Origin of the sequence: Paraburkholderia sp. UCT31 (assembly GCF_014397655.1) — a bacterium.
In the GTDB taxonomy this organism is placed as follows: Bacteria; Pseudomonadota; Gammaproteobacteria; order Burkholderiales; family Burkholderiaceae; genus Paraburkholderia; species Paraburkholderia tuberum.
This window is the reverse complement of sequence record NZ_VZQP01000021.1, coordinates 91,412-112,875: the sequence shown is the minus strand read 5'-3', so window position 1 is coordinate 112,875 and position 21,464 is coordinate 91,412. Positions and strand designations below refer to the sequence as shown.

15 protein-coding genes and 1 pseudogene are annotated in these 21,464 nt (G+C 65.5%); 10 read left to right on the top strand and 6 right to left on the bottom strand.

Features of this window, described 5'->3' with window-relative positions; genetic code table 11:
• The first annotated feature begins 1 nt into the window (after position 1).
• The 8 genes and pseudogenes from F6X40_RS19420 to F6X40_RS19385 all read left to right on the top strand — a co-directional run.
• Positions 2-916: a DNA-methyltransferase gene (locus F6X40_RS19420; protein WP_184072218.1), complete on the top strand. Its 915-nt coding sequence runs from the start codon at positions 2-4 to the stop codon at positions 914-916.
• An 80-nt stretch (positions 917-996) separates the two neighbouring features.
• Positions 997-1,809 (top strand): tryptophan synthase subunit alpha, encoded by an 813-nt coding sequence (trpA, locus tag F6X40_RS19415; RefSeq protein WP_184036040.1) that lies wholly within the window; start codon positions 997-999, stop codon positions 1,807-1,809.
• A 79-nt stretch (positions 1,810-1,888) separates the two neighbouring features.
• Positions 1,889-2,761, top strand: coding sequence for an acetyl-CoA carboxylase, carboxyltransferase subunit beta (gene accD / locus F6X40_RS19410; protein ID WP_090808311.1), 873 nt, complete (start codon positions 1,889-1,891; stop codon positions 2,759-2,761).
• Positions 2,762-3,082: 321 nt separating this feature from the next.
• A complete protein-coding gene (gene folC / locus F6X40_RS19405; protein WP_187628887.1) occupies positions 3,083-4,393 on the top strand; it encodes a bifunctional tetrahydrofolate synthase/dihydrofolate synthase in 1,311 nt (436 codons plus the stop codon).
• Positions 4,394-4,422: 29 nt separating this feature from the next.
• Positions 4,423-5,367 (top strand): SPOR domain-containing protein, encoded by a 945-nt coding sequence (locus F6X40_RS19400; RefSeq protein WP_187628886.1) that lies wholly within the window; start codon positions 4,423-4,425, stop codon positions 5,365-5,367.
• 7 nt (positions 5,368-5,374) lie between these two features.
• Positions 5,375-5,926, top strand: a complete 552-nt coding sequence (locus F6X40_RS19395; protein WP_090808318.1) for a CvpA family protein — start codon at positions 5,375-5,377, stop codon at positions 5,924-5,926.
• 89 nt (positions 5,927-6,015) lie between these two features.
• A complete protein-coding gene (purF, locus tag F6X40_RS19390) occupies positions 6,016-7,566 on the top strand; it encodes an amidophosphoribosyltransferase (RefSeq protein WP_090810350.1) in 1,551 nt (516 codons plus the stop codon).
• A gap of 238 nt (positions 7,567-7,804) precedes the next feature.
• Positions 7,805-8,316 (top strand): annotated as a pseudogene (locus F6X40_RS19385) (PLP-dependent transferase); the annotation flags it as partial.
• A 150-nt stretch (positions 8,317-8,466) separates the two neighbouring features.
• Here F6X40_RS19385 and F6X40_RS19380 read toward each other — a convergent pair.
• Both F6X40_RS19380 and F6X40_RS19375 read right to left on the bottom strand, forming a co-directional pair.
• Positions 8,467-9,255 (bottom strand): helix-turn-helix domain-containing protein, encoded by a 789-nt coding sequence (locus F6X40_RS19380; protein WP_187628885.1) that lies wholly within the window; start codon positions 9,253-9,255, stop codon positions 8,467-8,469.
• Between the two features lie 19 nt (positions 9,256-9,274).
• Positions 9,275-9,616: an FKBP-type peptidyl-prolyl cis-trans isomerase gene (locus F6X40_RS19375; protein ID WP_090808322.1), complete on the bottom strand. Its 342-nt coding sequence runs from the start codon at positions 9,614-9,616 to the stop codon at positions 9,275-9,277.
• Positions 9,617-9,811: 195 nt separating this feature from the next.
• Between F6X40_RS19375 and F6X40_RS19370 the strand changes: the two genes are divergently transcribed.
• Both F6X40_RS19370 and F6X40_RS19365 read left to right on the top strand, forming a co-directional pair.
• Positions 9,812-10,633, top strand: a complete 822-nt coding sequence (locus F6X40_RS19370; protein ID WP_187628884.1) for a sensor histidine kinase — start codon at positions 9,812-9,814, stop codon at positions 10,631-10,633.
• 91 nt (positions 10,634-10,724) lie between these two features.
• The gene (locus tag F6X40_RS19365) at positions 10,725-12,068 is read left to right on the top strand and encodes a hemolysin family protein (RefSeq protein WP_184036049.1); all 1,344 of its coding nucleotides are present in this window, start codon (positions 10,725-10,727) and stop codon (positions 12,066-12,068) included.
• A gap of 40 nt (positions 12,069-12,108) precedes the next feature.
• Here the strand turns inward: F6X40_RS19365 and treY are convergent, their stop codons facing one another.
• The 4 genes from treY to glgX form a co-directional block, all read right to left on the bottom strand.
• Positions 12,109-14,976: a malto-oligosyltrehalose synthase gene (gene treY / locus F6X40_RS19360; RefSeq protein ID WP_187628883.1), complete on the bottom strand. Its 2,868-nt coding sequence runs from the start codon at positions 14,974-14,976 to the stop codon at positions 12,109-12,111.
• Entirely contained in the window at positions 14,973-17,177 is a 2,205-nt protein-coding gene (gene malQ / locus F6X40_RS19355; RefSeq protein WP_187628882.1) for a 4-alpha-glucanotransferase, read from the bottom strand. Before malQ ends, treY begins: the two co-directional genes overlap by 4 nt.
• Positions 17,174-19,078, bottom strand: a complete 1,905-nt coding sequence (treZ, locus tag F6X40_RS19350; RefSeq protein WP_187628881.1) for a malto-oligosyltrehalose trehalohydrolase — start codon at positions 19,076-19,078, stop codon at positions 17,174-17,176. The genes malQ and treZ overlap by 4 nt, the downstream gene beginning before the upstream one ends.
• A gap of 139 nt (positions 19,079-19,217) precedes the next feature.
• Positions 19,218-21,431, bottom strand: a complete 2,214-nt coding sequence (gene glgX, locus F6X40_RS19345) for a glycogen debranching protein GlgX (protein ID WP_187628880.1) — start codon at positions 21,429-21,431, stop codon at positions 19,218-19,220.
• Between the last annotated feature and the right edge of the window lie 33 nt (positions 21,432-21,464).

Here is a 21,464-nt window from a genome sequence, read left to right as displayed (position 1 = left end):
GATGCGCGACGAGTTCGACGAGCCGCAGCCGGCGATTGAATCCACGAATCCGGACGCCGAAGTCCCGGCGGCCGCGGCATCTGCACCGCTGCTGGCGCAGGTGCCGGCCGGCATTCAGCTGTTAAACCGCGATTTTCTAACCGATGTAGCGAACATTCCCGATGAGTCGATCGACCTGATCGTCTGTGATCCGCCTTATGGGTTGGGGAAGGACTATGGCAACGACTCGGACATGCGCACGGGCGAGGAATTTCTCGTCTGGACGCGCGGCTGGCTCGAGCTCGCTGTACCGAAGCTCAAGCCAACAGGGTCGCTCTATATTTTCTGCACCTGGCAATACGCGCCGGAAATCTTCAGTTTCCTGAAGACGAAACTCACGATGGTCAACGAAATCATCTGGGACCGGCGCGTGCCGAGTATGGGCGGCACCACGCGCCGCTTCACGTCAGTGCATGACAACATCGGTTTTTTCGCGGTGTCGAAGGACTACTTCTTCGATCTCGATCCCGTCCGCATCCCGTACGATGCAGTCACGAAGAAGGCGCGTTCGCGAAAGTTGTTCGAAGGAAGCAAGTGGTTGGAGCTTGGCTATAATCCGAAGGATGTCTGGTCGGTATCGCGTCTGCATCGGCAGCATGCCGAGCGCGTTGCGCATCCAACCCAGAAACCTCTGGAAATCGTCGAGCGGATGGTACTGTCCAGCTGCCCGAAGGGCGGCCGCGTGCTCGACCCATTCATGGGCAGCGGCACCACCGCAGTCGCTTGCGTCCGTCATCAGCGCGAATTCGTCGGCTATGAGATCAACGAGAGCTATTGTGCGATAGCGCGCGAGCGCGTCAGCGCCGCCGCTACGCCTGCTGCGCCCCGTCGGACCCGAGCCAGGCCAAAAGTGCAGCCGTCGACCGAAGTGCAGTGAAAAGCGCGAGATGCGCCGCTAAGTTCGCTGAAAAGCGCGCGGCAATGGGCGCGCAATAGCCCTAATTCAAGAGTACTTCCATGTCCCGTATCAAGAACACGTTTGCCGCGCTGTCCGCCCAGGGTAAGAAAGGCCTGATCCCGTTCATGACCGCTGGCGACCCGGACCCGGCTCGCACGGTCGAGTTCATGCACGCCCTCGCCGCCGGCGGCGCCGATGTGATCGAACTAGGCGTGCCGTTTTCCGACCCAATGGCAGACGGTCCTGTCATTCAGCAGTCGTCTGAACGTGCGCTCGCGAAGGGCGTGTCGCTACGCCATGTGCTGGCCGACGTCAAACGCTTCCGCGAAGCCGACGACAAAACCCCGGTCGTGCTGATGGGCTATGCGAATCCGATCGAGCGAATGGGCGCCGAGGCCTTCGCGAAAGCCGCGAAGGAAGCCGGTGTCGATGGCGTGCTGGTGGTCGACTATCCGCCTGAAGAGTGCGCAAACTTCGCGGAACAGATGCAATCTGCCGGGATCGATCCGATCTTTTTGCTCGCGCCGACTTCAACCGACGAACGTATCGCCGAAGTCGGCCGCATCGCCAGCGGCTACGTCTACTATGTGTCGCTGAAAGGGGTCACCGGCGCCGCAAATCTGGACGTTTCCAGCATCGCGAGTAAAATCCCGGCCATCAAGTCGCGCGTCCCCCTGCCGGTGGGCGTCGGTTTCGGCATTCGCGACGCGCAAACGGCGCGTGCGGTGGGCGAGGTGGCCGATGCCGTCGTGATCGGCAGCCGTATCGTTCAATTGCTCGAACAGGCAGCGCCCGACGCCGCTGCCGAGACGCTCACGCGTTTCGTTGCCGAGGTGCGCGAGGCGCTCGATAGCGTCGCGACTGCCCGATAACAGTTATTTTTTGTCGCGGTAACGTGAGCGGCGGGCTCGTCCCGCCGTTCGCGCGACTGCTGACCCAGAAGGATTCCCTATGAGCTGGCTCGATAAGCTGCTGCCGCCGAAAATCAAACAAACCGACCCGAAAAACCGCAAGGGAATTCCGGAAGGCCTGTGGATCAAGTGCCCGTCGTGCGAAGCCGTGCTGTATCGCAACGACGTCGAGGCCAATCTGCATGTTTGCCCCAAGTGCGACCATCACATGCGCATAGGCGCACGTGAGCGGCTCGACAGCCTGCTCGATCCGGAAGGCCGCTACGAAATCGGCCAGGAAATCGTTCCGGTCGACGCGCTGAAGTTCAAAGATAGCCGCAAGTACCCTGAGCGCATTAAAGAGGCGATGGACGAAACCGACGAGACCGACGCAATGGTCGTGATGGGCGGCGCGATTCACACGCTGCCGGTCGTCGTGGCGAACTTCGAGTTCTCGTTTATGGGCGGCTCGATGGGTTCGGTGGTCGGCGAGCGTTTCGCGCGCGGCGCGCAGAACGCGCTCGAACAGAAAGTGCCGTTCATCTGCTTCACCGCTTCGGGCGGCGCGCGGATGCAGGAAAGCTTGCTGTCGTTGATGCAGATGGCAAAGACCACCGCGATGCTCACGAAGCTGGCGGAAGCCAGGCTGCCATTCATCTCGGTGCTGACCGACCCGACGATGGGCGGCGTGTCCGCGAGTTTCGCATTCCTCGGCGACGTCGTGATCGCCGAACCGAAGGCGCTGATCGGCTTTGCTGGCCCGCGCGTGATCGAACAGACCGTGCGCGAGAAACTGCCGGAAGGCTTCCAACGCGCCGAGTTTCTGCTGCAAAAGGGCGCGATCGACATGATCGTCGATCGTCGCAAGCTGCGCGAAGAGATCGCGCAATTACTGGCGCTGTTGAGCCATCAGCCGGCGGACGCGGTCGCGTAAAAGCCGGGCAGCACCGCATTTGCCGCTCTTTCGCCGCGCTGTCGAAGACGCGGCGCAGCCAGAGAAGCAATCAAAAAAATAGCGCGCCGCGTGAGCAATCAAGCGGCGCGCTGTCATTTCCAGGATAATTACCGTCGCCTGCGATGCGGCAGCGGCCGAAGCCGGAGCTGGCGCGGCTCAAGGCGCGGGTTTGTGCGCATAAACCGCGCAACGGCCTACGCCCATGACCGGCGACCCGCGACCCTCGACCGCAACCGCCTGACCAGCACCCTTCGCAGCACTGTAGAACCGAACTACCGCGACTCACTCAAGATTCACCCGATGACGACATTCCCCACTCTCGACGCGTGGCTCACGCACCTTGAATCCGCGCATCCGGTCGGCATCGACATGGGTTTGGGCCGAATCTCCCAGGTGCGTGATGCGATGCAGCTATCGTTTGCGTGCCCGATCATCACGGTCGGCGGCACGAACGGCAAAGGCTCGACCTGCGCGATTCTCGAAGCGATCCTGCTGCGCGCGGGCTATACGGTCGGCTGTCACACGTCGCCGCATCTGCTGTCGTTCAACGAGCGCGCGCGCATCAACGGGGCAATGGCAAGCGACGCAGAGCTGCTGCCGCACTTCGAAGCCGTCGAGGCCGCGCGCCAGAGCCTCGCCAAACCGGTCACGCTGACCTACTTCGAATTCACGACGCTCGCGATCATGAGCCTGTTCGCGTCGCGCGGCCTCGACGCGGTGATTCTCGAAGTTGGCCTCGGTGGCCGTCTCGACGCGGTCAATATCCTCGATACCGACTGCGCGATCATCACGAGCATCGATATTGACCACACCGACTATCTCGGCGACACGCGCGAAAAAATCGCGTTCGAAAAAGCCGGTATCTTCCGTCCCGGCAAGCCCGCGATTTGCGCGGACCCGGTGCCGCCGCAATCGTTGATCGATCACGCGGAAAAGATCGGGGCGCAATTGTGGTTGTTCGGCCGCGATTTCCGTTACGAAGGCCAGGCCGGCAGCGAGCGACAGCAGTGGAGCTATGTCGGCCCGACGCTGCGGCGCTCGGCGCTCGCGTATCCATCGCTGCGCGGCGCGAATCAGCTGATCAACACGTCGGCGGCGCTGGCCGGGCTCGAAGCTTTGCGCGACCGTCTGCCGGTGTCCGCGCAGGACATCCGGCTCGGCATTGCCAACGTGGATCTTCCGGGCCGTTTCCAGGTGCTGCCGGGCAAGCCGTCCATCGTGCTCGACGTCGGCCACAATCCGCATGCCGCCGCGGTGCTCGGGCAAAACCTCGGCAACATGGGCTTTTTCCCGTACACGTACGCGGTGTTCGGCGCGATGCGCGACAAGGACATTGCCGGCGTGCTAAGTCATCTGAAAGGCGAGATCGATCACTGGTGCGTGACCGATCTGCCGACCCCGCGCGCCGCGTCCGCGCAAGAGCTGGAAACCGTGTTGCGCGAGCTGGGCGTGGAAGACGGCGCCGACAGCAGCGTCATGCGTTATGCGACGCCGGCGCAGGCTTTCCAGGACGCGCTAAAACGTGCGTCAGAGAATGATAGAATCGTCGTTTTCGGCAGTTTCTATACGGTAGCGGGTGTGATGGCCTACCGGAAATCGCAGCAACACTGAGCGGGCACCAGGCTCGAACCAAGCGATTCATGGGAATTTTCTCGTTCGGCAAGAAAGACGACGCGCCCAGCCGGCGCGGCGCAAACACCAGTTCCAATCGGGCCACCCGGGCTGAACGCGTCGAGCGGCGCACCCGCCGCACCGAGCGCACCGTCGATGCAGATGCAATGCTGCTCGACCCCACGCTGCCGGAAAAGCAGCGCGCGCGCCGCCGGCTCGTCGGCGCAATCGCACTGGTTGTCGCGGCGGTGATCATCCTGCCGATGGTGTTGGACTCGCACCCCAAGCCCGTCACCGACGACATCTCGATCGACATTCCGAACCGGCCCGCGCCGAAGCTCTCCAGATCCACTGCCAACGAAGACGTGCAGGCCGGCGTCGCGCTGGACAATCCGTCGGCCGCCGACACGGGCGTGGCTGCGTCCGGCCTCGCGCCGGCAACGAGCGCGGCGACCACGGCGGCAGCCTCGGCCTCCGCCGCCAAATCGACGCAATCGACCGCAGCGAAACAAGGCGCGACTCCCTCCGCCGCAACTGGCGCTGTTACCGCCGCGACGCCGAAGCCCGCCGCGAAGCCGCAAACGCAATCGCTCGCAGCCAACACCGCGCCTGCTGTCCCCGCCAAACAGACGAAGGCACCCGCCACCACACCGTCGGCGTCGACCGACGACGAAGCGAACCCGGCCACCGCCAGCGCCGACGCGAACTCCGGCACGCCGGCCTCGCCGCCGGGCAACCGTTTCGCGGTGCAGCTCGGCGCCTTCTCGAACGAAGCGAACGCGCGCAATTGGGCCGCGAAGTTGAAAGCGGCAGGCGTGCCCACATATACGGAACATAGGAAGCAAGCCGACGGCTCGACGCTGACATTGCTGCGTGCAGGCCCGTTCGCCGACCGCGCCGCGGCCACCGCCGCTGTCGCGAAGGTCCGCGAGGCGGGCCTCGTGTCGGGCTCGAACGGCGGCAGAGCACAGTAAGCGAGCGATGTTCACTGCCTTCGACTACGCTGTAATGGCGGTGATCGGTTTGTCGGCGCTGCGAGGCGCCTGGCGCGGTTTGCTGTCGGAAGTGTTTGGTTTGATCGGCTGGGTCGCGGCGTTTTTCATCGCTTGCGAGTTCGTGGGCTACGTGGTCCCGTATATCCCGTCTACCTGGCCGGGCGGCGCGTTGACGCAGTGGCTGCTGGCTTTTTCGCTCGTGGTGATCGGCGTAGTGCTGGTCACGAGCGTGGTGAGCGCGCTGCTCAGCCGCCTCGTGCAGGTCACGGGACTGGGTGGTGCGGATCGCTCGCTCGGTTTGATGTTCGGCCTCGTGCGTGGGGTCGTTCTGGTGCTGATTCTGGTCGCCCTCGCAGGCTTGACCGAACTGCCCAAAGAGGAATTCTGGCGCAACGCGCTGCTTCGTCCGTATGCGGTTGCGGGCGTACGCGCAATGAAACCGCTGCTCCCCGAGGCGCTCGCCGCTTACGTCCATGTGGACGATTCGGGCGCCCCGAGCAATGCGCAACAGGACTCCGGCGCATACCGGCTGCCTTGACGTCGTAGCGCGTGCCGTCGCATGAAAGCGCGGGCGCGGTCGCAGGCACCGGTCGCCATCACGAATTTCGTACCTTTGAAGGACATGCCATGTGCGGCATCGTAGGCGTAGTTTCCCATTCCCCGGTCAACCAGCTGATCTATGACAGCCTGCTGCTTCTGCAGCATCGCGGTCAGGACGCCGCCGGCATCGCGACGGCGAACGGCAGCAATTTCCACATGCACAAGGCCAACGGCATGGTGCGCGACGTGTTCCGCACGCGCAACATGCGCAGCCTGCCGGGCACGACGGGCATCGGCCAGGTCCGTTACCCGACCGCCGGTTCGGCGTCGAGCGAAGAAGAAGCGCAGCCGTTCTACGTGAACGCGCCGTTCGGCATCATCCTCGCGCATAACGGCAACCTCACCAACTGGCAGCAGCTGAAAGATGAGATGTTCCGCATCGATCGCCGCCACGTGAACACCAATTCCGATACCGAAGTGCTGCTCAACGTGCTCGCGCACGAGCTGCAACTGTCGAGCTCGGGTCTGCAGCTCGATCCGGCCGCGCTGTTCAAGGCGGTGTCGGGCGTGCATCGCCGGGTGCGCGGCTCGTATGCGATCGTCGCGTTGATCGCTGGCTACGGCCTGCTTGGTCTCCGCGACCCGTTCGGCATCCGTCCGCTGTGCCTCGGCAAACGGGAAACGGCTGACGGCGTCGAGTGGATGCTGGCGTCGGAATCGGTGGCGATCGAAGGTGTCGGTTTCGAATTCGTGCGCGACGTGCAGCCGGGCGAGGCGATTTTCATCGACGCCGAAGGCCAGCTGCATTCGCAGCAATGCGCGACGACCACGAGCCTGAACCCCTGCATCTTCGAACTCGTGTATCTGGCGCGTCCGGATTCGGTGCTCGACGGCGTGCCGGTCTACAACGTGCGTCTGCGCATGGGCGACTACCTCGCCGAGAAGATCAGGCGCGAGCTGCCCGACGTCGCAATCGACGTGGTGATGCCGATTCCCGATTCGTCGCGCCCGGCCGCGATGCAGGTCGCGAAGAAGCTCGGCGTCGAGTATCGCGAGGGCTTCTTCAAGAACCGCTATGTAGGCCGTACCTTCATCATGCCGGGGCAGGCGGTGCGCAAGAAGTCGGTGCGCCAGAAGCTGAACGCGATGAACATCGAGTTCAAGGGCAAGAACGTGCTGATCGTCGACGACTCGATCGTGCGCGGCACGACGTCGCATGAAATCGTGCAGATGGCGCGCGATGCGGGCGCGAACAAGGTGATTTTCGCGTCGGCGGCGCCGCCGGTGAAATTCCCGAACGTCTACGGCATCGATATGCCGACGCGCGGCGAACTGGTCGCGCACGGCCGCTCGGACGAGGAAGTTGCGCGCATGATCGGCGCAGACCACCTCGTGTATCAGGACGTCGATGCGCTGAAGCAGGCGGTGCGCGATATCAATCCGGCGCTGAAGGAGTTCGAGGCTTCGTGCTTCGACGGCAACTACGTGACCGGCGACATCACGACCGAATACCTCGACCGCATCGAAAGCGCGCGTCTCGCGCCGTCGTCGCAATCGGATCGCGATGCCGCGAGCGAAGCGATCGACGGTGGCGGCCCGGCGCGTTCGCAGCTGCATCTGCAACTGTCGGTGGGTTGAGCGTACACACCGCGCCCCGAGCGCATTAACATGTTGGCTTGCGTCGATTTGATCTCAGCTTGCGGACGCGCGGCAACCCGAAACAGCTAAAGCGAAGGGCGGAACGCGACAGTCGTCCGCCCTGGCTCCAGCCTCCCCGCACATGAAGCCCGCTTATGCCGACGCAAAAGCGGGCTTTTTTGTTGCTGCCTTATTTAGCCGCGGAAGCAGCCACGGAAACCTGGAGACCAGAACCAAACTCGAAGGCGGCGAGGCTTGCATCGCGACGGCTTCAGGCATGGCCGCGATCATGTCGGTCGTGATGTCGACGTTGCAGGCGGGCGATCACCTCGTCAGCTCGCGGGCGATGTTCGGCTCGACGCTCGGCATGTTCTCGCAGATCTTCGGCAAGTTCGGCATTACGCGAATGCGCTGTTCGTCGTCGATAACTGCTTCTGCAGCCCGGCGTTACAGCAGCCGCTGAAGCTCGGCGCGGACGTCGTCATGCATTCTGCGACCAGCTTCCTCGACGGCCAGGGCCGTGTGCTCGGCGGCGCGCTGGTCGGTTCGAAGAAATTCATCATGGAAAAGGTGTTTCCGTTCGTACGCAGCGCCGGGCCGACGCTGTCCGCGTTCAACGCGTGGGTACTGTTGAAAGGCATGGAAACGTTGTCGCTGCGCGTCGAGAAGCAGTCGGCGAATGCGCTCGAAATCGCGCGCTGGCTCGACTCGCATCCGGCCGTCAATCGCGTGTTCTATCCGGGGCTCGAATTTGCGGTGGGGCTTGAAAACGCGGGCGATATCCGTGCGAATCTGCAATGTGGGCTCGAAAGCTGACAGGCAGGGCAAAACCTCTGCGCGGCATACAGGCTTCAAATGGCCTCAAGGGTCTCAAAGCCCTCCGCGCCACCTCCGCCGCGCTCAGTGCCGCAACGCGCGCCACTGCCCGGGCGCCAGCCCGAAACGCCGCGTGAACGCGTGCGTGTAAGCGCTCTGATCGCCGAAGCCGATCTCGAGCGCGATATCGGTCAACGAAAGACGCGCGTCCGCAAGCAGCGTGATCGACGTGTCGAGCCGCAGCCGTTGCAAATAGCGATGCGGCGTCTCGCCGAACGCATCGATAAACAGTTGATGAAAACGCCGCATGCCGAAACCGCAGTGCGCGGCGAGGTCCGCGATCTTCAGCGGCTCGGACAGATGCGCGCGCAGCCAGCGGTCGATGCGCGCGAAATCGAGACGAACGCCTTCGCTGTGCACACCGGCAAGTGCCCCGGAATCGGCGACAAGCGCGGCGCCCAGGCGTGCCGCAGCATCCCAATGAAAGCGACGGTGACCGAAGGCATTATCTTGCGCTTCGCCCACGCCGCCCGCAGCATGCGCGGCAATCGCGTGCACGAGCTGTGCGAGCGATGGATCAACGGCCACGGCGCGCGCGCGCTCGAACAACCGCTCGGGCACCGCCAGCGACGCCGCAGGCAAATCGAGCACGAGCTGCCGGTTCGTGCCGACACCCGCATAATCGTGCCGCGCGCCGGCCGGGATCAGCCATGCGGAGCCGGCGTCGATCTGCTCGGCGACGCCGTCAACCGCCATCACCATTGCGCCGTCGAGCCCCAGCACGACCTGGTGGAAGTCGTGCACGTCCGACGCTTCGACCGCGCCATAGCAGCGCAGCGAAACGTTGGGGGCGGTGACGGCGGCGTGGCTCACGACAATACTCAGACGTGACTCAGACTTCGAGCAGTTCGACTTCGAACACGAGCGTCGCGTTCGGCGGAATCACCCCGCCCGCGCCGCGCACGCCGTAGCCGAGTTGCGGCGGAATGGTCAGCTTGCGCTTGCCGCCGACCTTCATGCCTTGCACGCCTTCGTCCCAGCCCTTGATGACCATGCCGCCGTCCAGCACGAACGCGAACGGGTCATTGCGGTCCTTGCTCGAATCGAACTTCTGGCCGTCGGTCAGCCAGCCCGTGTAATGCACGGTCACGGTCTTGCCGGCCACGGCTTCGGCGCCGGTGCCTTCCACGAGATCTTCGTACTTCAGGCCGGATTCGGTCGTCACAGTCGACATGCGTTGCTCCTCAGATCAAAACGTAAAACCGACATTGTAGGCGCGTTGACGTCGATCGCGGAGTCGGGTCCGGTTCCGCGCATGGCATGCGGATTGCATTTCGCGTTGCGATTCGGCCTCGACTGGTCGGTCCGAACGGGATGCCTATAATGGGGCTTCCCCCCATCATCCAGCATTGCCTGAGAGGACTCGATCGTGACTACGTCACCCAACGGGACTGCTGGCGCCCAGCCGGCGTCGGCCGGCTCCGTCATCACCGAACGCAGCGCGCTGCTGCGCGCGGAAACCGCGTTGTTCATGCGCGATCACGTGCTGTCGCTGGTGTCGCACGACCTGCGCGGTCCGTTGAATGCGATTCATAGCTGGGCGTACGTGCTCGAGCGCAAGCTCGACGCGAACGATCCCAATTCGCAGCGTGCGATCACCGGCATTCGTAGCGGCGTCGATCAGCAGGTGAAGCTGCTCGAGACGATCGTCGATGCGACGCGCGCCGAAACGAAATCGCTCGCGCTCACGTATGAACCCTTTCCGCTGCATCCGCTGCTCGACGAAACCGTCGAGGAAGTCCGCGCCGGCCTCGCCCGCGCGCGCGGCGTCGAAGTGCGGCTCGACTCGAAGATCGCCACCGAGCAACTGAACGGCGACCGCGCCCGGCTCGCCGCCGCGGTGTGGCTGATGCTGACGTTCGCCGTCGAAGCGAGCGCGCGGGGCACCGAGGTCGCACTGGCCGCGCGCGCGGACAACGGCACATGGCATGCGAGCGTCACGTACGAGCCGAACGAGGCCGCGTTGAACGACGCCGCGCTGCCGCATGTGCTCGAAGCGTTCGCGCGCAAGCAGGCGGGCGAACCGCGCGAGGCGAAGCGCATCGCGTGGGTGTTCGCGTTGTGCAAACGCGTCGCGGAGGCGCACGGCGGAAGCTTCGAGCAAAGCGATACGACGGAAGCGGACGGCGTCACCGCGACCCCCGCCGCGCTCGTGCTGCGCGTGCCGTTCAGCGCGGCGGCGCCGAAATGAGCGTCGCGCGCGAATGCGTTGGCGCACAATCAGGATTTCATCGATCTTTCAGCCCCTATACTGACGACTTTTGTTGCCGGAGCCCGTCGCTTTGATCCAGGTTGTCGCTCTTATCGGTGCAATGTTTCTGGTTGCACTCAACGGCTTTTTCGTCGCCGCCGAATTCGGTCTGGTCAAACTGCGGCAGACCCGCGTGCAAAGCCTTGCCACCCAGCATGGCATGCGCGGGCGTCTGCTCGCGAAGGTGCACGGACAGCTCGACGCGTATCTGTCGGCGTGTCAGCTCGGCATCACGCTCGCGTCGCTCGGCCTCGGCTGGATCGGCGAACCGGCGTTCGCGCAACTGCTGATGCCGCTTTTCACCGTGATCGGCGTCGAGTCCGAGAAGCTGATGCATGGCATTTCACTGTTCTTCGCGTTTTCGTGTATTTCGTTCCTGCATATCGTGGTCGGCGAACTCGCGCCGAAGTCGCTCGCGATTCGCGAGGCGGAGAAAATTTCGCTGTGGACCGCGACGCCGCTGTACGGTTTCTACTGGGCCATGTACCCGGCCATCTGGCTGCTTAACACGAGCGCGAACGCGGTGCTGAAGGCCGCGGGGCTCGATACCGACCAGGGTCACGACTCGCGTTACTCGACCGAGGAACTCAAGCTGATCCTGCGCGGCCGCCGCGCGAACGTCGCGAGCGAACTCGGTGCGTCGACCGGCGCGTACAGCCAGGACGAATGGAACACGATCGCGCACTCGCTCGACTTCTCGCGAATGACCGTATCGGACCTGATGCGGCCGTCGCATGAAATGGTGTGCCTGCGGCGCGATCTGCCGCTGCGCGACAACATGCAGGTGGTCGCGCGGCACCGCTTCAGCCGCTATCCGCTGTTCGAGGATGCATCAGGCGAACGCGTGGCCGGCATGATCCATCTGAAGGACCTGCTGCTCGCGCGCCAGGCGGGCAGCACGCTCGACGACCTGTCGCGCTACGTCCGCCCCGTGCAGTACGTGAAGCCGGACATGCCTGCGCTCGAACTGTTCCGGCGCTTTCGCAAGGGCGCGCCGCACTTCGCGCTGGTCGGCCACAAGAACGCGAAACCGATCGGCTTCCTGACGCTCGACAACCTGCTCGGCGCGCTGGTCGGGCAGATCCACGATGAATTCCGCCAGGGCGACGCCGACTGGACCCGCATGGACGACGGCACGCTGATGGGCAAGGGCAGCTTGCCGGTGGTGTCGCTCGAACGTGCACTGGGTATCGACATCGAGGAAGGCAAGGCCGAATCGGTGGGCGGGCTCGTGATCCAGGCGCTCAACGATCTGCCGAGCGAAGGGCAGCGCGTCGAGTTCGAAGACTTCGACGTCGTGGTCAAGAAGATGAAGGGACCGCGCATCGTGCTCGTGCGCGTGTATCCGAAGCTGTTCGACGACGAGGGCGGTTGAGGGCCGAGCCAACCCGACGCCTCAACCCTTTTTAGCCGCCTCAGCTTCGAGGCACCCCATCCTCCACCAACACCGCGACCGGCATCGCGGCGAGCGCGTCGCGCAGATACAGCAGCCCGTGATCGTCGACTTTCGGCGCGGCGGGGCTCAGCCAATCGAACAGCGCACGCGCCGACAGATCGGGCGGCATTGCGATGGCCGTATCCGCCCATTGCGCCGGCTCGACGAGCGGCAGACCAGCATCATCGCCAAGCAGTCGCGCGGCCAACCGGCTGGCAATCACCACGGCCCACGCATTGCCATGCCGCCGCGCGAACGCGATCACACTCGACGCATGCGCGCCGCGCACCGTGAGCGGCAGATACGCGCCCTGACTCAGTAGCTCCGGCAGATGCGCGCGCAACGCCAGCACGCGCTGGATCACCGCGAGCTTTACGCGCCCGTCGCGCCAGTCCGCCAGAAATTCCGACGGCGGCGTTTGCGTCTGCGGCAGCCACGCCTCGCGTTTCGCGAAATCGACGGGCCGCCGATTGTCCGGATCGACGAGGCTGAAGTCCCACAGCTCGGTGCCTTGATAAAGATCTGGGATCCCGGGCGACGCGACACGCAGCACCGTCTGCTGCAGGCTGTTGAGCGCGCCCGCGCGACCAATGCGCTCGACGAACGCCGACAGCTCCTTCAGAAAGGCGTCGCGCCGCTGCGGCGCAAGGACGCCGAACAGGAATTCGCGGCAGCCGGCTTCGTAGGCTTCGTCGGGCGCAAGCCAGCTGGTCTGCAGCTTCGCCTCGCGCAGCGCCTTCAACTGCCATTGCGCGACGCGCTCGGCCAGCTCCCTGATGCCGGCTTCGTCGTCGGCGCGCAGCGGCGGCGGCCAGCAGCCCACCAGCGTTTGATACAGCATCGCCTCGGCGGCGGGGCCGGGAGCCCATGCGTCGCTCTTGTCCTGGCTCACGCTGTTGATCGGCGTGCCGTCGAGCGCTCGACGCTGCGGCGCGTTCAACGTCGACCATGCACGCAACGTCGCGCCCCATTCGTCGGCGATCTCGCTGAGCACCGCGAGCCGCGCGCGCACATCTTCACCGCGCTTGTGATCGTGCGTGGCGGTCGCAAGCATCGCATGAGGAAAACGTTGCGCGCGCTCGAGATTGCCCGCATGAAACTGCTCCACCGACAGCGCGAACTCGCCCGGGTCCGAACCGACTTCGTTGCGCGACAGCAGACGGCCGTAGCGATAGCACGCGGTGTCCTCGATCGCCTTGGCGGCGAGCGGCGCGCTCAGCTGCGAAAACAGCGTTTGCGCGCTGCGCCGGGACGAGCCCGCATGCGGCGACGCTCCGCCGCCTTGCGCCTGCTGCTGCGACTGCGCGCCGGGCCGCGCGGGCGGGGCCTCTTCGGCGCTGCCGCCGAGCCACGCATTCACGCGCTCGAGCGCCGCATGGTCCGAGCGCGGCAGCGAAGCGCGCGCGCCCGCGAGCGCCTCCTCGAAATAGACGTTGTCGGCGGCGCTGCGCAGTCCGCCCAGCGGATACATGCGGTACACGGGGAAATGCACGACCAGTTCGGTCAGCACGCGGCGCAGCGCCGGGTACGTGAAGTCGCGCGTGCTCAGCGAATCGCGTGCGATCCGATGCAGCGCGCGCGCCGCGCGGTCCAGTTCCGCGGAGAAGTTTTCCGCGAGAATCTTGCGCCGCGCCGCGTGCGCTTCATCGGCGAAGCGCGCGCTGCGGCCGGTGAGCTCGGCCCACGTACCGGCGAGCGGGTCCGCGCCGGCCGGATCGTGCAGCAGCGCGCCGACGTCGTTCATGAAGTCGTAGCCCGTTGTGCCGTCGACGGGCCAGTCGTCGCGCAACGGCTCGCCACGGCCGAGAATCTTCTCCACCACCACATACGGCGCAGTGTCGCGCAACTCGCTGAGCCGTTGGCGCAAACGCTGGCAGTATTCGCGCGGCTCGGCGAGCCCGTCGATGTGATCGATCCGCAAGCCGTCGACGAGCCCTTCGCGATAGAGGCGAAAGATCAGCGCGTGCACCGCCTCGAACACCTCGGGCCGCTCGACGCGCACGCCGGCGAGCGTCGAGATGTCGAAGAAGCGCCGCCAGTTCACTTCGTCGGAGGCGGTGCGCCACCACGCGAGCCGGAAATGCTGCCGCTCGATCAGCCGATGCAGCCGGTCGCGCGTGACCGGATCCTCAGGCGCGTAAGTCTCCAGCACGAACTCGATCGCCGACTCGCCTTCGCGCGCGACGAACTCGCGCAGCGCGTCACGCGCCTCGGCGGCGCGCGCCTGATCGGCGGGCTGCGTGGTGAGCCCCTGAAAGCGATTCGCGAGCGCGCTCAGATCGGCGCGGTCGGCGCCTTGCAGGATGGCCGCGTAATCGACCGGGCAGATCGGGAACACGTGCGGACCGTAGCCGATATGAAAGCGTCCGCTGTCGGCCGCGAAATGCAGCCCGATGCGGCCCGCCGCCAGTTCTTCGCCGTACGACGCGCCGAGCGTCGGCAGCAGCACCTTGCCGCGCAGTGCGGGATCGGGCGAATGCCAGTCGACGTCGAAATGACGCGCATACGCGCTGTGGCGGCCCCACTCGAGGATGTCGAGCCACCACGCGTTGCTCGACCCGCCGACGCCCATATGATTCGGCACCATGTCGACGATGAGCCCCATGTCGTGCGCGCGCAGCGTGTCGACGAGATGCTTCAGGCCCGCCTCGCCGCCGTATTCGGCACTGACCTCGGTGTAGTCGACGGTGTCGTAGCCGTGCATCGAGCCGGGCTCGGCCGTCGTGATCGGCGACGCGTACAGGTGGCTGATGCCGAGCGCAGCGAAGTAGTCGATGTGCCGCGCGGCGTCGTCGAACGTGAAGCCTCGATGGAACTGGAGGCGCAGTGTGGAGCGTGGAACGGTCATGGCGTGTCAGGCTCCGCGGAAGTGTTGGATGAACGCGCGGCGGCGCGGCGCGCGCCGTCGACGGCCAGCAGGCGGTCGGTGAACACGGGGTCGTCGAACATCGCGTCGACGGGCAGCGTCATGCGGCGGCGCCAGTTCGGATGTTCGTCGATCGAGCCCGGCAGGTTCGGCTGCTCGTCGAGCGCGAGCAGGTCTTCGAGCGGAAACGTGACGAGTGGCCCGGGTGTCGCGGCGACGAATGCGAGCGCTTCGTCGACCGGTGCGTTGTCGGCGTCCGGCGGCGCGACATCGGGCGCGGCCACGCCCGCTTGCTGGAACGCGCGCCACAAGTCGGCGCGCTGTTGCGCGCGCTCTTCGAGCGCCGCTTCCTCGGGATCGCGCCCGTCGGCGCGCGCCATCGTCTGGCCGATGCGGTTGCGCCACATGATGTCGCTGCCGCGCCACCAGCCGGCGACGGTCGGCAGATCGTGCGTGGTCGTCGTGCCGACCGCGTAGCGGTCCCAATCGGCCGGCGCCTTGAAGCCGTTGCCGTCGGGGGCGCCTTCGAACCACAGCACGCGAATTCCCTCGATGCCGTGCTCGTCGAGCCGCTCCCGAAACCCGGACGGCACGGTGCCGAGGTCCTCGCCGATCACGATCGCGCGATGCCGCCACGATTCGAGCGCGATCAGCCGCAGCAGGTCTTCGAGCGGATAGCGCAGATACGCGCCATTGCGCGCGCTTTCGCCTTCGGGCACGAGCCACAGACGCCGCAAGCCGAGGATGTGATCGATGCGGATGCCGCCGGCATGCGCGAACGCCGCGCGCAGCATGTCGATGAACGCGGCGAAGCCTTTTGTGCGCATCGCGCGCGGCGAAAAGGTCGTGAGTCCCCACGACTGGCCGGCCTGGTTGAAGAGATCGGGCGGCGCGCCGACCGACACGCCCTGCAGCATGTCGTCGGGATAGGACCATGCATGACTGCCGGCGCTGTCGCAACCCACCGCGAGATCGGCGATCAGGCCGACCGCCATGCCGGCTTCGCGCGCGGTGTGCTGAGCGTGCAACAGGCCGCGCGATGCCAGCCACTGCAGGAACAGATGAAAGTCGACCTCGTCGCGATGCGCGGCGGCGAACGCCTCGACTTCGGGGCTGCGTGGGTCGCGCAACGCATCGGGCCAATTGCGCCAATGGCCGTCGCCGCCTTGCGCGAGCTGCGCGGCCTGCAGCGCTTCGAAGCGCGCATGATCTTCGAGCGCGCGCCCCGCGCGTTCGCAGAAGCCGTGAAATTCGAGCGCGCGCGGCGAGTGCTGCGGGCGCTCGTTGGCGCTGAACTGCTCGTACAGCGCGCGCAAAACCGTGAGCTTCAGCGGGGTTGCGTGCGGCCAATCGATCAGCGGCAGCTCTTCATATTTGGACCACGCGTTGCCGGCCTGCGCCGATGCGGACGCGGACGCATCCGCGCCGAACACCGCGGCCGGATCGATATGCGTGACGTTGAGCCATAAACGCGACGACGGCGCGTACGGGCTGAAGCGCTCGGGCTGCGCGCTGAACATCGCGTGGGTCGGACTGACGGCGAGCGCGTGCGCGCCGCGCTGCGCGCCGTGCCGCGCAAGCTGCGCGAGCGCCGTGTAATCGCCGATACCGCCGTCGCCGGTGCGGCGCAAGCCATACAGTTGCGCGGCGATGCCCCACAGTGGCGGCGCGGGCGGCGCGGCTTCGCGTTCGCCTTCTCCGCCGCCGCCGTGCAGCGTGCGCCACGCGTCGGCGACGGTATAGCAGCGCGGCGGCGCGACCGCGAGCGTCATGCGCTGGTCGTTGATCACGAGCGTGTGATAGCCGGTTTCGTCGATCGGCGCGAGCAGCGCTTCCTCGCCTTTCGGCGCGGTGAAGCGGCCGTCGATGATCGAGCCGCTCTCCAGCTCGATCCGGTAATGGCTGCCCGACCTGACCGCGGCCGCGGGCAGCGCGATGCCGCGCCCGGTCACCGCGGTCATCAGCGGCGGCAGCCGGCGGCCCGATAGTTCGGCCTCCAGAGCAGCGGCGCTGTGGCGGATATCCGTGGCGTTGCCGCACGGCAGACCCATGCGTTCGAGCAGCGTGCCAAGTGTCTTTTCGGGCACGTGTTGCGTATTGTGGTGCGCGTCCTGCCACTCCACCTCGAAGCCTGCGCGGGTAGCGAGCGCGGCGAGCCTGTCGTTGGGGCGTCGGGTCGTCACGCGCGCTGCTCCTCGTGCGATGCGATGCGCGCATCGTGGCGGCTCGCGAATTCGTTGATGTCGCCGGTCAGCCACGCAATGCACGCATGCGCGGGCAACACCCGCGCGTCGGCCTGTTCGCGCGCGCGCGGCGGTGTTTCGAAAATGATCTTGCCGTCGGGGATGGCGTCGAACGCGGCGTTCTGCTGCGACAGATTCAGCGCGATCGACAGCGTTTCGCCGTCGCCGAGTTTCCAGCGCGCGATCAGCGCGTTCGCGTCGCCGCCACCGGCATCGCGCAGCACGGTCGCGCCGCACGCCTTCGTATGTTTCAGGCGCGGCGTGATCAGCTTCGCGCGCACCGCGAGCGCGGACTTGTAGTAATGCATCCAGTCGAGCCGATCCGGCGTCGGCTTTACATCGGGCGCGGGTGGCGACGAGGCGGCGAAAGTCTGGGCATCGTTCGGATCGGGAATCTGCGCGCGGCGTTTCTCATCGCTGAACGCGGCGAAGCGCGCGAATTCACGGCGCCGCCCTTCGCGCACGGCGTCGGCGAGATCGCCGGTGTAATCGGTGAAAAACAGGAACGGTTGCGTCGATCCATGCTCCTCGTCCATGAACAGCAGCGGAATTTGCGGCGACAGCAACAGCAACGCGGTCGCGGCGCGCAGCGCGTCATCCGAGGTCAGCTTGCGCAGACGTTCGCCGAATGCACGGTTGCCGATCTGATCGTGGTTCTGCAAAAACATCACGAACGACGTCGGCGGCAGATGCGCGCTCGCTTCGCCACGCGGCGCACCATCGTGCAGCGGCGACGGCTCGCCCTGATACGCGAAGCCTTCGGCCAGCACTCGCGCGAGCCGGCGAATCGGTTCGTTGGCATACGCGTGGTAATAGCCTTCGGTTTCGCCGGTCAGCAGCACGTGCAGCGTGTTGTGCGCGTCGTCGTTCCATTGCGCGTCGAAATGCGCGTCGAGCAGGCTCGCGCTGTTGTGCTCGTTTTCGACCACCAGATGCACGTGACGGCCCTGCTGCACGCGCGCGCGGATATGGTCCGACAGCTCGCGCAGCCACCCGGGATTGTCGATCGCATGCACCGCATCGAAGCGCAGTCCGTCGAAGCGGTACTCGTTGATCCAGTAGACGGCGTTGTCGGTGAAGAAGTCGCTGACTTCGCTGCGCTCGAAGTCGATCGCGGGGCCCCACGGCGTGTTCACGCCTGCGCGGAAAAACGGCTCCGCGTAAGTATGCAGATAGTTGCCGTCCGGTCCGAAGTGGTTGTAGACGACGTCGAGAAACACCATCAGGCCCACACCGTGCGCGGCGTCGATCAGCGCCTTCAGTTCTTCGGGGCGGCCGTATGCGGAGTCGGGCGCGTACGGCAACACGCCGTCGTAACCCCAGTTGCGACGACCGGAAAAGTCGTTCAACGGCATCAGTTCGATGGCGGTGACGCCGAGCGCGGCGAGCTCGGGCAGGCGCTTTTGCACGCCCGCATACCCGCCCATCGCACCGACGTGCAATTCGTACAGCACCGTTTCTTCCCAGGGCCGCCCGTGCCATTCGGTGTGTTCCCAATGGTAGGCGCGCGGATCGATGACCTCGCTCGGGCCGTGCACGTCCCGCGGCTGGAACCGCGAGGCCGGATCGGGCACCGCCTGCCCGTCGTCGAGCTGGAACCGATACAGCGTGCCCGCGCCGCTCTCGACGGTGGTCTCGAACCAGCCGTTGCCGGTCGGAGCCATGTCGTGCGCGCCTTGCGCGGGGCCGTTTTCGACGACCACCTGCACGCTGTTGCACGACGGTGCCCAAAAACGGAACCGCGTGCGCGGTCGCTGGCCGCTCGCGCCGATCAACTGCGCGCTGAACGGCAGGCAGTGCGCGTGATGATGCGTGTGAGGATCAATCGGACTTTCAGACATGTCTTCACCATTCGAATCTGCTAACGAGCCTGGACGGCAATGCGACGCAACGCAAGCAGGCATTGCGACGCAACATTCTTGCCACCCGGGCTGCGGTGCGATTTGTCCACGCTCGAACCAGGTCGCCGCAGTGCATCGTTCATTGCGAACCATCGTCGTTTGCGGTCTGCGCGCCCGGATCGGGCGGCAGCGCGGTCAACAGCCGCGGCCCGTGCTGCGCGCCAGCCACCCAACCGGCTTGCCAATCCGCTTCACCGGTCGGTTGCGCGGCGAGTATCACGAGGCCGTGCGCGGCGACCTCGAGTTCGGCCGTCGCGAGCCGCTGCGGCGCGCGTTCCGGATCGGCCGTGTCTAACAGCACATGCCATTCCAGGTGCGGCGCGGGAGGCGCGAACTGCAGCGGTTCCTCGTGAGCGTTGAGCATCAATAACAATACTTCGGTTTCGCCATTCAGGCCCGGACCCGCGCGACGCAACGTGAACGCGCGTCCCTCGGGGTCCTGCCACGCTTCGATCGTCAGCGGATCGCCGTGTTCGTCGAACCAGCCGACGTCGAACAGGCCGGGCAGCACTTCGCGGTCGCCGAACAGAAAGCGCGTTTCACGTAGCAGCGGATGGCGCTTGCGCAACCCGATCACGCGCGCGACGAACTCGGTCATGCGCTGACCTTCCGGCGAATCCGCGAGGTCCCAGTCGATCCAGGATAGGTCGTTATCCTGACAGTACGCATTGTTGTTGCCGCGCTGCGTGCGCAGCGCTTCGTCACCGGCCAGCAGCATCGGCGTGCCGAGCGCGAGCATCAGTGTCGCGATCAGCGAGCGCGACACGCGACGGCGGGTCGCGAGGATCGCGGGGTCGTCGGTCGCGCCTTCGAGACCCCAATTGCGGCTGCAATTCTCGTTGTGGCCGTCGTTGTTGTCTTCCAGGTTGGCTTCGTTGTGCTTCTGCTCGTACGCGGTGACATCGGCCAAGGTGAAGCCGTCATGCGACGTGACGAAGTTGATCGACGCCCACGGCTTGCGATGCCGCCGGTTGAACAGATCGGCCGACCCAGTCAGGCGCGCGGCGAGGTCGGGCCGCAGGCCGGCATCGCCACGCCAGAAACGTCGCACCGTGTCACGGAAACGGTCGTTCCATTCGCTGAATCCCGGCGGATGATTGCCGAGCTGATAGCCGCCAGGGCCGAGATCCCATGGCTCGGAAATCAGCTTGCGTTGCGATAGCACCGGGTCCTGGCGCAACGCGTCGAACAGGCCCGAGCCCGGATCGAAGCCGTGGCTTTCGCGCCCGAGCGTCACGCCGAGATCGAAACGGAAGCCGTCGATATTGAACGCGGTCGACCAGTAGCGCAGTGAATCCATCACCATCTGCAGCACGCGCGGATGCGGCAGATTGACCGTGTTGCCGCAGCCCGTGTCGTTGATATGGTGACGCTTGTCGCCGGGAATCAGCCGGTAATAGCTGGCATTGTCGAGGCCGCGCCATGAAATGGTCGGGCCCATCTCATTGCTTTCGCAAGTGTGGTTGTAGACCACGTCGAGAATCACCTCGATGCCGGCCGCGTGCAGCTGGCGCACGGCGATGCGCATTTCGTCGAGCCGGTGCGTGCTCAGATAGGTCGGCTCCGGCGCGAAGAACGCTGCCGTGTTGTAGCCCCAGTAATTGCGCAGGCCGCGCTCCACGAGGAAGCGGTCGTTCAGAAACGCGTGCACGGGCAGCAGCTCGACCGCGGTCACGCCGAGCTTCAGCAAATGCTCGACGAACTCCGGCGACGCGAGCGCCGCGAACGTGCCGCGTTCATGCTGGCGCAGATCAGAGCGCAGCATCGACGCGCCGCGCAGGTGCGTTTCGTAGATCACGGTCTCGCCCCACGGCACGTCGGGCCGCCGGTCGTGCGACGAGTCGAACGCCTCGTCGATCACGACGCACTTGGGCATCGCGGGCGCGGAATCGCGCCGGTCGATCGAAAGGTCCGCGCGATTCGAATGCACGCGATAGCCGAACAGCGCGTCGGACCAGCGAAACTGCCCGACGAGCTTGCGCGCATACGGGTCGAGCAGCAGCTTGTGCGGATTGAAACGATGCCCGAAATGCGGCTGGTACGGCCCATGCGCGCGAAAGCCGTACGCGGTGCCCGGATGCGCGTTCGGCAGATAGCCGTGCCAGATCTCGTCGGTGCATTCGGGCATGGTGAAGCGGCGAATCTCCTTGCGGCCGGTTGAGTCGAACAGGCATAGCTCGATTTTCTGCGCATTGGCCGAGAACACCGCGAAGTTGACGCCCAGCCCATCCCAGTTCGCGCCGAGCGGATACGGCGAGCCGGGCAGCAGCCGGTCGGGCAACGCATGCGACATGATTTCCCTTTCCTGTTCTGATTGTCGAGCTAG

Coding starts and splice junctions, on each gene's coding strand:
- purF (WP_090810350.1), top strand. CDS start 6,016: ATGTGCGGCATCGTAGGCGTAGTTTCCCATTCCCCGGTCAACCAGCTG.
- F6X40_RS19400 (WP_187628886.1), top strand. CDS start 4,423: ATGGGAATTTTCTCGTTCGGCAAGAAAGACGACGCGCCCAGCCGGCGC.
- trpA (WP_184036040.1), top strand. CDS start 997: ATGTCCCGTATCAAGAACACGTTTGCCGCGCTGTCCGCCCAGGGTAAG.
- treZ (WP_187628881.1), bottom strand. CDS start 19,078: ATGTCTGAAAGTCCGATTGATCCTCACACGCATCATCACGCGCACTGC.
- glgX (WP_187628880.1), bottom strand. CDS start 21,431: ATGTCGCATGCGTTGCCCGACCGGCTGCTGCCCGGCTCGCCGTATCCG.
- accD (WP_090808311.1), top strand. CDS start 1,889: ATGAGCTGGCTCGATAAGCTGCTGCCGCCGAAAATCAAACAAACCGAC.
- folC (WP_187628887.1), top strand. CDS start 3,083: ATGACGACATTCCCCACTCTCGACGCGTGGCTCACGCACCTTGAATCC.
- F6X40_RS19395 (WP_090808318.1), top strand. CDS start 5,375: ATGTTCACTGCCTTCGACTACGCTGTAATGGCGGTGATCGGTTTGTCG.
- treY (WP_187628883.1), bottom strand. CDS start 14,976: ATGACCGTTCCACGCTCCACACTGCGCCTCCAGTTCCATCGAGGCTTC.
- F6X40_RS19375 (WP_090808322.1), bottom strand. CDS start 9,616: ATGTCGACTGTGACGACCGAATCCGGCCTGAAGTACGAAGATCTCGTG.
- F6X40_RS19420 (WP_184072218.1), top strand. CDS start 2: ATGCGCGACGAGTTCGACGAGCCGCAGCCGGCGATTGAATCCACGAAT.